Source organism: Enterobacter sp. WP_7_1, from assembly GCF_003688535.1.
Lineage (GTDB): Bacteria > Pseudomonadota > Gammaproteobacteria > Enterobacterales > Enterobacteriaceae > Enterobacter > Enterobacter asburiae.
Genome location: NZ_REFK01000001.1, coordinates 1,740,843 through 1,756,157, shown reverse-complemented (window position 1 = coordinate 1,756,157; position 15,315 = coordinate 1,740,843). Strand labels below are relative to the sequence as shown.

14 protein-coding genes are annotated in these 15,315 nt (G+C 54.7%); 7 read left to right on the top strand and 7 right to left on the bottom strand.

From position 1 onward, the window contains the following. The first annotated feature begins 4 nt into the window (after positions 1 to 4). Together BJ885_RS08750 and BJ885_RS08745 are read left to right on the top strand one after the other, a co-directional pair. Complete coding sequence (locus tag BJ885_RS08750; protein ID WP_121931727.1) at positions 5 to 1,087, top strand: ABC transporter ATP-binding protein; 1,083 nt, start codon at positions 5 to 7, stop codon at positions 1,085 to 1,087. A gap of 66 nt (positions 1,088 to 1,153) precedes the next feature. Beyond that, positions 1,154 to 2,068: an OmpG family monomeric porin gene (locus BJ885_RS08745; protein ID WP_121931726.1), complete on the top strand. Its 915-nt coding sequence runs from the start codon at positions 1,154 to 1,156 to the stop codon at positions 2,066 to 2,068. 34 nt (positions 2,069 to 2,102) lie between these two features. Here BJ885_RS08745 and BJ885_RS08740 read toward each other — a convergent pair whose 3' ends face one another. Next, entirely contained in the window at positions 2,103 to 3,113 is a 1,011-nt protein-coding gene (locus BJ885_RS08740; RefSeq protein WP_063439776.1) for a LacI family DNA-binding transcriptional regulator, read from the bottom strand. A 155-nt stretch (positions 3,114 to 3,268) separates the two neighbouring features. On the opposite strand from BJ885_RS08740, the gene BJ885_RS08735 reads away from it, so the two are divergent. From BJ885_RS08735 to tyrR, 3 genes are all read left to right on the top strand, one after another. Beyond that, complete coding sequence (locus BJ885_RS08735) at positions 3,269 to 4,666, top strand: YcjX family protein (RefSeq protein ID WP_121931725.1); 1,398 nt, start codon at positions 3,269 to 3,271, stop codon at positions 4,664 to 4,666. After that, the gene (locus BJ885_RS08730) at positions 4,663 to 5,715 is read left to right on the top strand and encodes a YcjF family protein (protein WP_121931724.1); all 1,053 of its coding nucleotides are present in this window, start codon (positions 4,663 to 4,665) and stop codon (positions 5,713 to 5,715) included. The genes BJ885_RS08735 and BJ885_RS08730 overlap by 4 nt, the downstream gene beginning before the upstream one ends. A gap of 112 nt (positions 5,716 to 5,827) precedes the next feature. Next, positions 5,828 to 7,369 (top strand): transcriptional regulator TyrR, encoded by a 1,542-nt coding sequence (tyrR, locus tag BJ885_RS08725; protein ID WP_023312028.1) that lies wholly within the window; start codon positions 5,828 to 5,830, stop codon positions 7,367 to 7,369. A gap of 37 nt (positions 7,370 to 7,406) precedes the next feature. Here the strand turns inward: tyrR and BJ885_RS08720 are convergent, their stop codons facing one another. Together BJ885_RS08720 and tpx are read right to left on the bottom strand one after the other, a co-directional pair. After that, on the bottom strand, positions 7,407 to 8,615 hold the full coding sequence (locus tag BJ885_RS08720) for an aldose 1-epimerase family protein (protein WP_121931723.1): 1,209 nt from the start codon (positions 8,613 to 8,615) through the stop codon (positions 7,407 to 7,409). A gap of 275 nt (positions 8,616 to 8,890) precedes the next feature. After that, entirely contained in the window at positions 8,891 to 9,397 is a 507-nt protein-coding gene (gene tpx, locus BJ885_RS08715) for a thiol peroxidase (RefSeq protein WP_023335907.1), read from the bottom strand. Between the two features lie 107 nt (positions 9,398 to 9,504). On the opposite strand from tpx, the gene ycjG reads away from it, so the two are divergent. Next, a complete protein-coding gene (gene ycjG / locus BJ885_RS08710; protein WP_121931722.1) occupies positions 9,505 to 10,470 on the top strand; it encodes an L-Ala-D/L-Glu epimerase in 966 nt (321 codons plus the stop codon). Here ycjG and mpaA read toward each other — a convergent pair. Then, a complete protein-coding gene (mpaA, locus tag BJ885_RS08705; protein WP_047647589.1) occupies positions 10,461 to 11,174 on the bottom strand; it encodes a murein tripeptide amidase MpaA in 714 nt (237 codons plus the stop codon). The genes ycjG and mpaA overlap by 10 nt on opposite strands. Before the next feature lie 185 nt (positions 11,175 to 11,359). Here mpaA and BJ885_RS08700 point away from each other — a divergent pair, with 185 nt between their 5' ends. After that, positions 11,360 to 12,976, top strand: a complete 1,617-nt coding sequence (locus BJ885_RS08700) for an ABC transporter substrate-binding protein (RefSeq protein WP_121931721.1) — start codon at positions 11,360 to 11,362, stop codon at positions 12,974 to 12,976. Between the two features lie 90 nt (positions 12,977 to 13,066). Here the strand turns inward: BJ885_RS08700 and BJ885_RS08695 are convergent, their stop codons facing one another. The 3 genes from BJ885_RS08695 to BJ885_RS08690 form a co-directional block, all read right to left on the bottom strand. Continuing rightward, entirely contained in the window at positions 13,067 to 13,630 is a 564-nt protein-coding gene (locus tag BJ885_RS08695; protein ID WP_033145709.1) for a DJ-1/PfpI family protein, read from the bottom strand. Between the two features lie 217 nt (positions 13,631 to 13,847). Beyond that, positions 13,848 to 13,988, bottom strand: a complete 141-nt coding sequence (locus BJ885_RS23185; protein WP_021240268.1) for an Ecr family regulatory small membrane protein — start codon at positions 13,986 to 13,988, stop codon at positions 13,848 to 13,850. A gap of 74 nt (positions 13,989 to 14,062) precedes the next feature. Continuing rightward, complete coding sequence (locus BJ885_RS08690) at positions 14,063 to 15,295, bottom strand: sensor domain-containing diguanylate cyclase (RefSeq protein WP_059346850.1); 1,233 nt, start codon at positions 15,293 to 15,295, stop codon at positions 14,063 to 14,065. Positions 15,296 to 15,315: the final 20 nt, after the last annotated feature.

The window sequence follows — 15,315 nt, the reverse complement described above, 5'->3', positions numbered from 1 at the left end:
AACAATGGCTCAACTGTCTCTGAAACACATTCAGAAAATCTATGATAACCAGGTTCACGTGGTTAAGGATTTCAGTCTCGAAATCGAAGACAAGGAGTTCATCGTCTTCGTTGGGCCTTCGGGCTGCGGTAAATCCACGACGCTGCGAATGATTGCCGGTCTGGAGGAGATCAGCGCGGGTGAACTGATTATTGACGGGGTGTGCATGAATGACGTGCCCGCCAAGTCTCGCGATATTGCGATGGTGTTCCAGAACTATGCGCTTTATCCGCATATGACGGTCTACGACAACATGGCGTTTGGCCTGAAGATGCAAAAAATTGCGCCTGCGATTATCGAAGAACGCGTTAACTGGGCGGCACAGATCCTCGGATTACGCGAGTACCTCAAGCGTAAACCCGGCGCGCTGTCCGGCGGCCAGCGACAGCGCGTGGCGTTGGGCAGGGCGATCGTGCGCGAGGCGGGCGTGTTCCTGATGGATGAACCGCTCTCCAACCTCGATGCCAAGCTTCGCGTGCAGATGCGGGCTGAAATCAGCAAGCTGCACCAGAAGCTCAACACCACGATGATTTACGTGACCCACGATCAGACGGAAGCCATGACCATGGCGACCCGCATCGTGATCTTAAAAGACGGCATTATTCAGCAGGTCGGTGCACCGAAGCAGGTGTACAACGAACCGGCAAACATGTTTGTCGCAGGATTTATTGGATCGCCAGCCATGAACTTTATTCGCGGCGCTATCGACGATCGCTATTTCGTCACGGAAACGCTGCGTCTGGCGATCCCGGAGGACAAGCTCGCTTCACTGAACGCCGCAGGGTATCAGCGCAAAGCAGTGGTCTTTGGGATCCGCCCGGAAGATATTCTCACGCTGCAGAGCCGAGGTGAGAATATCGCGGCGAAAGTCAGCGTAGCCGAACTGACCGGCGCGGAGTTCATGCTCTACGCCACCGTTGGCGGCCATGAGCTGGTTGTGCGCGCTGGCGCTGCTAATGATTATGCCGCTGGGGATAATATCGACATCCAGTTCGATATGAATAAGTGCCATTTCTTCGACGCTGAAACCGAAGCGGCTATTAGATAAGAAAGGTGTTCGCCGGAAATGCAAATTTCCGGTTTTTTTGTTTGTTACTTATAAAGGGAAAATTTAATGGGTACTCTACTAAGAAGTGCTGCGCTCGTGCTGTGCGCAGGGGTGAGCTGTGCACAAGCATCAGAAACAGCGAAACAGTGGGAATTTAATATTGGGGCGATGTATGAAATCGAAAACGTTGAGGGGCAGGGCGACGATAAAGATGGATTATATGAACCTTCCGTGTGGTTTAATGCAACCTGGGATGCGTGGACTATTTCGCTGGCGATGTATCAGGAGGGGCCGGTTGATTACAGCAGTATGACCCGTGGAACCTATTTCGACCGTCCTGAATTTGAATTACGCTATCGCTTTATCGGAACCGATGATTTTACTTTCGGTCTGACCGGTGGTTTCCGTAATTATGGCTACCACTTTAAAGATGAACACGGTGCCAAAGACGGCAGCGCGAATATGCAGCGCTATAAAGTTCAACCTGATTGGGATATTAAATTAACCGATGACTGGCGCTTTGGCGGCTGGTTTGCCATGTATCAGTTTGCCAACGATCTGGAGAAAACCGGTTATTCTGACAGCCGCGTTGAAACCGAAACGGGCTTTACCTGGACCATTAACGAAACCTTTGCGGCTAAAGTGAATTACTATTTAGAGCGCGGTTTCAATATGGACAGTTCACGTAATAACGGTGAGTTCTCCACTCAGGAGATTCGCGCCTATCTGCCTATTTCAATTGGTCAGACGACCTTAACGCCTTACACCCGACTGGGGCTCGATCGCTGGTCGAACTGGGACTGGCAGGACGATCCTGAGCGTGAAGGACATGATTTCAACCGCCTGGGTATGCAGTATGCCTATGACTTCAATAACGGTTTATCCATGACGCTTGAATACGCCTATGAATGGGAAAACCATGACGAGGGTAAAAACGACCGCTTCCACTATGCGGGCGTTGGGGTAAATTACGCGTTCTGACCGAGGGCACGCCAGGGGCGTTAAGCCCCTGGTTTTAGCGCAGCGAGGCCGCCAGTAAAAAGTGGGTATCAACGAGAACTTTTTGCGGTGCGGGCTGACCCGCAATACGCCTGAAAAGAAGATCGCAGCTCTCTTCCCCCAGCTTTCGGGTCGGGATATCGAAGCCGCCAGGTGCGGGCGTTAAAATGAGAGACAGCATCGGGTCACTGTATCCGGCTATCACCACCTGCTCAGGGATCATCAGGTTCAACTCATCCGCCGCGCGATAGAGGCTAAGTAACTTCATGCTGTCGGTAGCGAATACCGCATCAGGCGGCGTGGGTGAAGACAATAATTCCAGCGCCGCCGTGAGCGCACTCTCATGGGTATAACCACCATCCCTGATCCAGTCCGGGTTAAGGGCAATATGGTGCTTTTCCAGACTGGCCTTATAGCCCGCAAGACGATCGATCGAAACATGATAATCAAGCGGGGCATGCAGACAGGCAATTTTACGGCGTCCGTTTTTAATAAAGGTTTCAGTCAGCGTGGCGCTGTCATGGAAATTATCCGTGTCGACGGAATAAATATTCTGAAACTCACCTTCGACTTTGCCGATAACCACTACCGGTACGCCATACGCATCCAGCGTGGTGAAAAAGGATTCATTTGCCGGTGAACTCAGCATTATTATCCCTTTGATCATCTTCTGTTTTATTTTACTCACACATTTCAGCAGATCGTCTTCGCTGCTTTTTGACGTTTGTAAAATAACATCAAAACCTTCTTCTTCCGCTTTTGCCGTAATGGCATGAAGGACATCGGAGAAAAAAGGATTACCGGCGGTGGTTTTGGTTGAACGGGTCGAAATAACCATAATGGCATCGAAGCCTGAAGAGGTCAGGGCGCGGGCCAGTTTGTTGGGCTGATAATTTAATTCGTCAATCGCCTTCAGCACTTTTTCACGCGCTTCGGGAGAAATATTCGTTTGTTTATTCAGAACGCGGGAAACGGTTGATTTCGATACGCCCGCAACCCGTGCGATATCATAGATGGTGGGTGACATACACCTTACTCACTCCGGACTGACAGCAATGTCGTTCATCTTACTGGAGAGAAAACGGCAATAGCAATAAATAAGAATTGATAATCAACGATCTGCCCCCATTTATTGTATTCTGAAGCAATGCGTTCAAGGCTTCCAGGCAACGAAGGACGGCGATGAAGCGACTTAAAAACGAAATCAATTCACTGGTGAACCGTGGCGTTGACCGTCATCTGCGTCTGGCCGTGACGGGGCTGAGCCGCAGCGGTAAGACGGCGTTTATCACCGCGATGGTAAACCAGCTCCTGAACCTGCACGCCGGCGCGCGTCTGCCGCTGCTTAGCGCGGTGCGGGAAGAACGTCTGCTGGGCGTGAAGCGTGTCCCTCAGCGTGATTTTGGTATTCCACGCTTTACCTATGACGAAGGGCTGGCGCAGCTCTACGGCGATCCGCCCACGTGGCCGACGCCGACGCGAGGGGTGAGTGAAATTCGCCTCGCGCTGCGTTTTCGCTCGAATGAATCCCTGATGCGCCACTTCAAGGATACCTCCACGCTATACCTTGAAATCGTCGATTATCCCGGTGAATGGCTGCTCGACCTGCCGATGCTGGCGCAGGATTACCTCAGCTGGTCCCGTCAGATGACGGGCTTATTGCAGGGGCAGCGCGCCGGGTGGTCGGCCAAATGGCGACAGCTGTGCGAAGGCCTGGACCCGCTTGCGCCGGCAGATGAGAACCGTCTGGCAGCCATTGCCGAAGCCTGGACGGCGTATCTGCATCAGTGCAAGCAGGAGGGGTTGCACTTCATTCAGCCGGGTCGCTTTGTCCTGCCGGGTGATTTAGCGGGCGCACCTGCGCTTCAGTTCTTCCCCTGGCCGGATGTGGATGGGGTGGGCGAGTCGAAGCTGGCGCAGGCCGACAGGCACACTAACGCCGGGATGCTGCGCGAGCGTTACAATTACTACTGTGAAAAAGTGGTCAAGGGATTCTATAAAAACCACTTTTTGCGATTTGACCGTCAGATTGTGCTGGTGGATTGTCTGCAGCCGCTCAACAGCGGGCCACAGGCCTTCAACGATATGCGTCTGGCGCTGACGCAGCTGATGCAAAGTTTTCACTACGGGCAGCGGACGCTGTTTCGCCGTCTGTTCTCTCCGGTGATCGACAAACTGCTCTTTGCGGCCACAAAGGCCGATCACGTCACGGTCGACCAGCATGCCAATATGGTTTCGCTGCTGCAGCAGCTGGTGCAGGACGCCTGGCAAAACGCCGCCTTCGAAGGGATCAGCATGGATTGCCTTGGACTTGCGTCCGTGCAGGCGACGCAAAGCGGGCTTATCGATCTTAACGGCGAGAAAATACCGGCGTTACGCGGGAACCGGCTCAGCGACGGTGAACCGCTTACCGTGTATCCGGGCGAAGTGCCTGCGCGGCTGCCGGGTCAGGCCTTCTGGCAGAACCAGGGCTTCCAGTTTGAAGCCTTCCGCCCGCAGGCAATGAGCGTCGATCGGCCATTGCCACACATCCGTCTGGATGCAGCGCTGGAGTTTTTGATAGGAGATAAATTGCGATGACGGAACCGTTAAAACCGCGCATAGACTTTACCGGAACGCTTGAGCAGGATCCTCAGGAGGCGTTTAAAACCGCGCAGACGTTCAGCGGCACGCAGGCTGATAACTTTGCCCCGGCCCTGACTGAGGAGCCGGGCGTCGAGGAAGGTCCGGCAGAGGCGGTTGTGGAAGCTGCCCTGCGTCCAAAGCGCAGCCTGTGGCGCAGGATGGTCACCACCGGGCTGGCGCTGTTTGGCGTAAGCGTGGTTGGGCAGGGCGTGCAGTGGACGATGAATGCCTGGCATACTCAGGACTGGGTCGCGCTGGGCGGATGTGCCGCGGGCGCGCTGATTGTGGGGGCGGGCATCGGGTCGGTTACCACCGAGTGGCGTCGGCTCTGGCGTTTGCGCCAGCGCGCGCACGAGCGTGATGAAGCGCGGGATCTTCTCCACAGTCACGGCACCGGCAAAGGCCGCGCGTTCTGTGAAAAGCTGGCCAGCCAGGCCGGCATCGATCAGTCGCATCCGGCGCTTCAGCGCTGGTATGCCGCCATCCATGAAACCCAGAATGACCGGGAAGTGGTGACGCTCTATTCCCATATGGTTCAGCCGGTGCTGGATGCCCAGGCGCGGCGCGAGATCAGCCGCTCTGCGGCGGAATCCACCCTGATGATTGCCGTCAGCCCGCTGGTGCTGGTCGATATGGCCTTTATCGCCTGGCGCAACCTGCGCCTGATCAACCGTATCGCGAACCTTTACGGTATAGAGCTGGGTTATTACAGTCGGCTCAGATTGTTCAAACTTGTCCTGCTCAATATCGCGTTTGCCGGGGCGAGTGAACTGGTGCGCGAAGTTGGCATGGACTGGATGTCGCAGGATCTGGCGGCGCGTCTTTCTGCTCGTGCCGCCCAGGGTATCGGCGCGGGATTATTGACGGCGCGTTTGGGGATTAAAGCGATGGAGGTCTGTCGTCCGCTGCCGTGGATTGATGGCGATAAGCCCCGGCTGGGGGATTTCAGACGTGAGCTGATCGGCCAGCTCAAAGAGACGCTCAATAAAAAACCTGCTCCGTGAGGTTTTGTTCACTTATCGTGCTGGCTGTCAATATTTGTTGACAGCCATCTTCCGGATCGCCGTGTTCTGACATATCATTTTACTGTTATTGGCTTAAAACGGTGAATTTCCCATGCGTCTTGAAGTCTTCTGTGAAGACCGTCTCGGTCTGACCCGCGAATTACTCGATCTTCTTGTTTTACGTAGCATTGATTTACGTGGCATTGAGATCGATCCTGTCGGGCGAATTTACCTCAATTTTGCCGAAATTGAATTTAATACCTTCAGCAGCCTGATGGCGGAAATCCGCCGTATCGCTGGCGTTACGGATGTGCGCACCATTCCCTGGATGCCCTCTGAGCGTGAGCACCTGGCGCTGAGCGCGCTGCTGGAAGCCATGCCAGAGCCGTTCCTCTCCCTGGATTTGAAAAGCAAAGTTGAGCGCGTTAACCACGCGAGCTGCCAGCTTTTCGCGCAGAGCCAGGAGAAGCTCAGCAATCATAACGCCGCGCAGCTGATCCCCGGCTTTAACTTCCAGCGCTGGCTGGACAGCAATCCGCAGAATACGCTTAGCGAGCATGTGGTGATTAACGGGCAGAATTTCCTGATGGAGATCACGCCGGTCTATCTGAAAGGGGAAGGGAATACCCGCGTATTGACCGGGGCAGTGATCATGCTGCGCTCGACGTTACGCATGGGTCGCCAGCTGCAAAATCTCTCGAGTCAGGATGTCGGCGCATTCAGCCAGATTATTGCCGTCAGCCCTAAAATGCGCCATGTGGTTGATCAGGCGCGCAAGCTCGCAAGCCTGACCGCACCGCTGCTGATTACCGGGGATACCGGCACCGGGAAAGACCTGCTGGCTCACGCGGTGCATCTGGCGAGCCCGCGTGCGGCCAAGCCTTATCTGGCACTCAACTGCGCCTCTATTCCGGAAGATGCCGTTGAAAGCGAGCTGTTTGGCCACGCGCCGGAAGGCAAGAAAGGGTTCTTCGAGCAGGCTAACGGCGGCTCCGTGCTGCTGGACGAAATCGGCGAAATGTCGCCGCGTATGCAGGCTAAGCTGCTGCGTTTCCTGAACGACGGAACCTTCCGCCGCGTCGGTGAGGATCACGAGGTGCATGTGGATGTGCGCGTCATTTGCGCCACCCAGAAAAACCTGGTTGAACTGGTGCAAAAGGGGATCTTCCGCGAAGATCTCTATTACCGCCTTAACGTCCTGACGCTGAATATTCCCCCGCTGCGCGATTGTCCGCAGGACATCATGCCGCTAACGGAGCTGTTCGTTGCCCGCTTTGCCGACGAGCAGGGGGTGCCGCGTCCGAAGCTGTCTGCCGATCTTGGCACGGTGCTCATGCGCTACGGCTGGCCGGGCAACATTCGCCAGCTCAAAAACGCCGTTTATCGTGCGCTGACCCAGCTGGAAGGCTATGAGCTGCGTCCGCAGGATATTCTGTTGCCCGATTACGACGCGGGGACAGTGTCTGTCGGCGAAGAGGCGATGGAAGGTTCGCTGGACGATATCACCAGCCGTTTTGAGCGCTCGGTGCTGACGCAGCTGTACCGCAGCTATCCCAGCACCCGCAAGCTGGCAAAACGTCTTGGCGTCTCGCATACCGCGATTGCGAACAAGCTGCGCGAGTACGGTTTGAATCATAAGAAAGGCGACGAATAACAAAAAAGCCTCTGCAAAGAGGCTTTTTACTTTACGTTTATTCCTTCGCCATCGGCGTGTTAACGATTTCTGTTTTTGTCTCTCCCTGAATCGACGCAATCCTGTTTTCGACCTCTTTCACCTGCTGCGGACTATGCAGCAGGGTATAGGTCAGGTCAAACTGCGCGCTGGCGCCGGGCTGCAGCTGCTTAACCCGCTTCTGCTCGCGTTCAATCGTAACGGGGTAGGCGTAGCTGGTGCCTGGCTCAATGCCCGTGACGTAGCCCTGCTTCAGCGTGTCGGTATTCTTCCATAAGGTCAGCACGGGCAGCTGGCGAGTATCAAACTGGATTGACGCGCCTTTATCTCCGGCTTTATTGACCACCGCCGCAAGCGTTTCGTGGTTATTGTCCGCGAGCGGTTTAATGTTAAAGACCATCTCATCAAAGCCTTTTGTCGGCCCGGCATAGGTTTGCCAGTCGTTAACCCCCGCTTTGGCGTAGTCATTGAATGGGCTCACGCTTGCCGCCGGCGCAAGGAAACGCGCGCCTTCTTCAAGGATCGGCGTGCCGAAGTTGCTGTGATAGATGATTTGGTAATCATGAGGGTAATCCGCATGGTTGGTCAGAACATCATGCAGGCTGAACTGGTTGGTTCCGGGAACGTAGCGCAGTTCGGTCATGGTTTGCAGATCCGATTTTTTAAACGTGCTCTCTTTGATCAAACCGCGAACGCGGATCTCATGCGGGGCGGCATCCGCGATTTCAACCTCGACCTGCGAAACGGGTGTATTACCGGCCCTGCCGTGCAGGGTGTAAATTTGCCCGTCCGCGGTGACCGGGTGCCCGGTCCACTCATAGCCACAGCGCACCATCATCTCGTTGAAACCATCCAGCCAGCCGAGACCGTTGCGGCTTTCAAGATTGATATATGCCGGATTAACGACCTCTTTAACGGGCGAATTCCACCCCAGTCGGGTGCCAAAGCCTTCTACATGCAGAAGGTTCATCCCGCGGGTCGGGCTCAGGGTAATCGTCAGGCCATCTTTGCTGCTAATAATGATGACTTTGCTGCCTTCCTGTTTACCACCGTGCAAGATTTTTTGCTCAATGCTGAACGTTTGGTCTTTAACTTTCAGCTCATCGCTGGAAATCTTCCAGTTTCCTTTCTCTATGCTGCTTTCAGCGCTTGTCAGCACCCAGGTCTTGGCCGCTGCATGGCCAGAAATCAGTACCGCAAGAAGCGTAAAAGCGAATTTAATCTTCATATATTATCCTTTTTGCTGAAACGATTATTTTCTTTCGTAAGCAAATCTAATGTTTAGACAAAAAGGGAAATGTGATGCGCTTCACTGGGGATGAAAATAGGGATTTTTAACGATTATTATGCGTTATTGATCACGCTCATGTTACATATTGTCTAAGTTATTGCATGATTAATGTGACTTGTGCGCATTTGTGCTTTAACGATTCAGCTTTGGCGCAATAAAAAACCCCGCCGCGGCGAGGTTGAGAATAAGTTGTATAGAATGCTAAGTACTTATTATGCTTTCAGCACGTCCAGCGCGGCAGTGTAGTCCGGCTCGGTGGTGATTTCGTTAACCAGTTCGCTGAAGACGACGGTGTCGTTTTCATCCAGAACCAGCACGGCACGTGCTGCCAGACCTTTCAGCGGGCCTTCCGCGATGCTGACGCCGTATTTCTCGAGGAAATCTGCGCTGCGCAGGGTGGAGAGGGTAATAACGTTGCTCAGGCCTTCGGCACCGCAGAAACGGGACTGGGCAAACGGCAGGTCAGCGGAAATGCACAGCACAACGGTGTTGTCCATTTCAGTCGCCAGCTGGTTGAATTTACGCACGGACGCGGCACAAACGCCGGTATCAATGCTTGGGAAAATGTTCAGTACTTTGCGTTTACCCGCAAACTGAGCCAGTGTGACGTCAGACAGATCTTTAGCCACCAGAGTAAAAGCCTGCGCTTTGCTGCCAGCCTGCGGAATGGAACCTGCAACAGCAACCGGGTTGCCCTGGAAATGAACGAGTTGTGACATAGATATCTTCCTGTTTACATATAGTTAACGTCGGGGCTAGTGTATGCCATCAGCGGATAACACGGCAAACCAAATTTTTCGCCTTTCCGGGCCGCAAGGAGTCAGTGATGAGAAGCGTTAAGGTCTATGAAGAAGCCTGGCCATTGCATACCCCGTTTGTGATCTCCCGCGGCAGCCGAAGTGAAGCCAGCGTGGTCGTGGTTGAAATCGAAGAAGAGGGAGTTAAAGGCGTCGGGGAATGTACGCCTTACCCGCGCTACGGAGAAAGTTCTGCGTCGGTGATGGCGCATATCATGACCCTGGTGCCTGACCTGCAAAAAGGGCTCACGCGCGAGGCGTTACAGCAGCGTTTACCCGCCGGGGCAGCGCGCAACGCCGTCGACTGCGCGCTCTGGAGCCTTGAGGCCGCTAAGCAGCAGCAATCGCTGACGTCCTTGCTGGGTGTGGCGCTGCCGGAATCCGTCGTGACGGCGCAAACGGTCGTGATTGGTGAGCCGGAGCAGATGGCCGCCAGCGCAAAAGCGCTCTTTGACGCCGGGGCCACGCTGTTAAAAGTGAAGCTCGACGATCGCCTGATCAGCGAGCGGATGGTCGCCATTCGCTCGGCGGTTCCCTCGGCCACGCTGATTGTTGACGCCAACGAGTCATGGCATCCCGAGGGGCTTGCCGCACGATGTCAGCTGCTGGCTGACCTGGGCGTGGCGATGCTGGAACAGCCTCTGCCAGCGAAGGATGATGCGGCGCTGAAGAATTTTATCCATCCGCTGCCCGTCTGTGCGGATGAAAGCTGTCATACCCGCGAGAATTTGAGCGCGCTTAAGGGCAGCTATGAGATGGTCAATATCAAGCTCGACAAGACAGGCGGGCTGACAGAAGCGCTGGCCCTGGCGGCGGAAGCGCAGGCGCAGGGCTTTTCCCTGATGCTGGGATGCATGCTCTGCACATCACGGGCGATCGGCGCGGCGCTGCCGCTGGTCAATCAGGTCCGTTTCGCCGATCTGGATGGCCCGACGTGGCTGGCGGTTGACGTTTCACCGGCGCTTAATTTTACCAGCGGCGTGCTTCATCTTTGAGGCTGCCAGCGCAGAAGCTCCATCATCGCTTTTAGGTAAATCTCGCTGGCTTCGTCGGAGGAAATCGGCGGGAATTCAGCGGTGATGCAGGGCAGGCTCAAATCGGCGCACCAGCTACCGAACGATCCGGGGGTTTCATAGCCCACGCTGGTGACGAGCGGCAGGGCGAAAGCCTGCGCCAGCCACGCGCCCAGTTCGGAGTGGCGCGGATCTTCAATGCAGGCCAGCGGATCGTGGAAAGAGACAACCCATGCGGGGTGGATCTTATGGATAAGCTGGCACAGCGCCTGCGTTTCCGGCTCGGAGCCGGGCTTGTCTCCCGTCAGTAGCACCACGTCCCGCTCCTCGGCGGAGCTGTTCCAGCGATAAACCGTTTCGCCGGCGCGCCAGTTTGCCGCTGGGAAATTACGGTTCAGGTCGATTCCCCTCGCATTCGCGCGTAAACCAAGCTGACAGCCGTCCGGATTGACGGCAAGAATCACGTGGTGACGTCGCAATGAAGGCGTCAGCGTCCGCAGCGCGCAGGAAAGCGTGACGATGGACGAGTTCTCATCTCCGTGCGTGCCGGCAATGACCAAACCGCTGTTGCGATCGGCATCGGGCGCCGGGAACCAGATCAGCGATGCGCCTAAAAATGAGCGGCCATATTGCTCAGCGCCCGGCGGAAAGGCCCCGCGCTCCGCTCGTGGTCGGGTAATTGCCATACGAAATCCTGATAAAGAAGTCTCTACTGGCAGTGTTGTGCAAAACTCGCTGTTAATCAAATAGTTTCCGTAACGCTTGAGAATTGCCTCAAATCACTATTCCTGACGAAGGTATTTGCATTTCCCTGTGTCGAAACAAATAATTACGCATCTGCTTGTTACCTGAATTTATTAAAGGGGATCTTATGAAGCATCCTGTTTCGCGTCTCTGCGCTGCACTGTACCTGTGCGGACTCTCTACACTCTCGTACGCTGCTGATGTGCCCCAGGGCACGGTACTGGCGCAAAAACAGGAGCTGGTCAGGCATATTAAAGACGAGCCTGCTTCGCTCGATCCGGCAAAAGCGGTGGGATTACCCGAGATTCAGGTGATTCGCGATCTTTTCGAAGGGCTGGTGAATCAGAACGAGAAAGGGGAGCTGACCCCGGGCGTGGCGACGCGCTGGCAGAGCAACGATAACCGTATCTGGACGTTTACCCTGCGCGATAACGCGAAATGGTCTGACGGTACGCCCGTCACCGCGCAGGATTTTGTCTACAGCTGGCAGCGTCTGGTTGACCCAAAAACCACGTCTCCGTTTGCCTGGTTTGCGGCGCTGGCAGGCATCAACAACGCGCAGGCCATTATCGATGGCAAAGCAGCGCCAGATACCCTGGGCGTGACGGCGGTGGATGCCAGAACGTTACGCGTCCAGCTGGACAAACCGCTCCCGTGGTTTAGCAACCTGACGGCAAACTTCGCCTTCTATCCGGTGCAAAAAGCGAACGTTGAAAGCGGTAAAGAGTGGACGCGTCCGGGCGCCCTGGTGGGCAATGGCGCATACGTCCTGAACGACCGCGTGGTGAATGAAAAACTGGTTGTCGTGCCGAATACGCACTACTGGGACAACGCGAAAACTGTCCTGCAAAAAGTGACTTTCATTCCGATTAATCAGGAATCCTCCGCCACTAAGCGCTATCTGGCGGGAGATATTGATATCACCGAATCGTTCCCGAAAAACATGTATCAGAAGCTCCTGAAGGACATTCCGGGACAGGTGTATACGCCGCCTCAGCTCGGGACCTATTACTATGCGTTTAACACGCAAAAGGGCCCGACGGCCGATGCCCGGGTGCGTCTTGCGCTGAGCATGACTATCGATCGCCGCATTATGGCAGAAAAGGTATTAGGTACAGGCGAGAAGCCGGCCTGGCATTTCACCCCTGACGTGACGGCGGGGTTCACCCCTGAACCTTCTCCGTTCGAGCAGATGTCCCAGCAGGAACTGAACGCTCAGGCGAAAACGTTGCTCCAGGCCGCAGGTTACGGTCCTCAGCGTCCGCTGAAGTTGACCCTGCTGTACAACACCTCGGAAAACCACCAGAAAATCGCCATTGCGGTGGCGTCTATGTGGAAGAAAAATCTCGGTGTGGACGTCAAACTGCAAAACCAGGAGTGGAAAACCTATATCGACAGCCGTAATACCGGCAATTTTGATGTGATCCGCGCGTCATGGGTAGGCGATTACAACGAGCCGTCGACCTTCCTGTCTCTGCTGACCTCAACCCACAGCGGTAATATCTCGCGTTTCAATGAACCGGCCTACGATAAAATTATCCACCAGGCAACGCTGGAAACCACGGCGAAAGCGCGTAATACAGACTACAACATGGCGGAGAAAATCCTCCTGGAGAAAGCGCCTATCGCGCCAATTTACCAGTACACCAATGGTCGTCTTATTAAGCCCTGGGTGAAAGGCTACCCCATCAATAACCCGGAAGACGTGGCGTATAGCCGGACGATGTTTATCGAGAAGCACTGATGTTTTATGAGACCTGGCGCATTCCCGCGCCAGGCCTGCAAAACGCGGTAGGGCTTCATTCGCTATGCGTGGCCCGATGCCGGGTCTCTGTTATTCTAATAGCGCATTAAACTTCGCCAGCCACTGCGGATGCGCGGGCCAGGCGGGAGCCGTCACCAGGTTACCGTCTACATGGGCCTGATCGATGCCGATAGCGGCGTAGTGTCCGCCGCTGAGACGGACCTCAGGCGCACAGGCCGGGTAGGCGCTACAGGTTCGTCCTTTCAGGATCCCCGCGGCAGCAAGCAGCTGTGGTCCGTGGCACACCGCAGCAATCGGCTTACGCGCGGCGTCAAATGCCTGTACCAGCTTTAAGACGTCCTCATTTAACCGCAGATACTCGGGGGCTCTCCCGCCGGGGATGAGCAGCGCGTCGTAGTCCTGCTCCTTTACGGCTGAAAAATCGGCGTTGAGGGTAAAGCGGTGACCGGGCTTTTCGCTGTAGGTCTGGGCGCCGTCAAAGTCATGGATTGCCGTCATGATGTAGTCGCCCTTCGGTTTGTCTGGGCAGACCGCATCCACCTGATGGCCAATCATCTGCAACGCCTGAAAAGGCACCATGGTTTCGTAATCTTCGGCGTAATCGCCAACCAGCATCAGGATCTTCTTGCTCATCTTTCCTCACCTCTATCAATAAAGATGATTAAGATATAGCCTGGCGTGGCTGAATTGCCGGAAATAAAAAAGCCCGTCAGAGCACGGGCAACATAAGCAAATGAATAAGTGATTCGTTATCAACGTTGTTGGAGGATAACGCCGCGTATTTTACGCGGCTGTAAGGGAAGCAGATACCTGACATATTCGGTAGGTGAAACAAGCGATTAAACGTGCGTTACGGTGCGTCAAAGGTCGGGTAAAGGCTATTTTCAAGAAACTCGACGAGATACCAGATCTCACCGCTAAAAATAAACCAGAAGCCAAATATAATAAGGAGTAAAATAATTAAGGTGAGTATTATTTCTGTTTTTCCCATTGCGGCTTTTACCCACCTGAAACTAATTGATTCGAGGTGGGCATTGTAGCGGGGCTTTTACGGATACTCCAGTTTCATGCCGCAAGGACTTTATTGCGTCCGTCATTTTTAGCGCGGTACAGCGCATCGTCCACGCGCTTAAACAGCTCGTCAATACTCTCCCCCTGATTGTGCCGCGCCACGCCGATGCTAACGGTGAACCGCGGCAAGCCCGGAATCGTAATGCGGGCAACGGCTGCGCGGACTGACTCGGCAATCTGCATCGCGGTATCGAGAGAGGTGCGCGGCAGCAGGATAACGAACTCTTCGCCACCCCAGCGGAAGACCATATCGCCCTCCCGACTACAGGCTTCCAGCGTCCGGGAAAGGGCGATAAGCACCTCATCGCCTTTCAGATGGCCGAACAGGTCATTAATGTTTTTGAAATGGTCGGTATCCACCAGCAGCAGGCTAAATTGCTGCTGCGCAGGAAGTTTATTCAGGCTGCTTTGATCGGTAATCGCGTAGAACTGCCGCCGGTTGAGTAGCCCGGTCATGGAGTCACGTAGCGCCGCATGTTCCAGCTCCTGCTCCAGCCTTTTTTGCTCGGTGATATCGTGGATGATGCACAGCATCAGCTTGTCACCGTAGATCTCAATGGGCCCGGCATACGTCTGAACGTGGCGGGTAGATCCATCGGCAAGGCGGTGAACAAAATTGAGCGGCTTATGACCACCGGGCAGCGCGGCAATCGCAGTCATAATGGGCATCACATCTCGCCCCAGCGTATTGATTTCCCAGGTATGCTTACTGCACATGTCATCATGTGAATAACCATAAAAATTGAGCGCGGCCAGATTCGCATCGACGATTTGACCGTCGCGGGCCGGATCGATTAACAGCATCGGGGCACTGTTGGTCAGAAAAAAGCGCGCATAAAAACCCTGTTTTTTCCGCCGGTAGTTAGCGGAACGGCTGGCCTTCAATCCTGAGAGTATTTGTTGGGAGATGCCCTCGAAAACAATCACATCTCCCCAGGGCGCGTAGTGGGCAAGCGAGAGGCGACAGCTTAACGGCGTATCCTGTCCATCCCGGTTCGTTGTCCAGATTTCGACGATCTCCTGCTCTGTTTTCAGTTCAGATACATACATCGACAGGACGGTTTGCGCACTGGCTGAATAGATCCCTTTGCGCAGGTCATCGAGCGTTTTATCCCCCATGATCTGCGTTGCGGACACATTCGCAAAAATGATCTTTTCCGACACGGGTGAAACGAGCCACACGGGTGTTTTAATTACATTTAACGCATCAAAACAAGGTTGCGACATAGGCGTTTCCTGTTCATCGA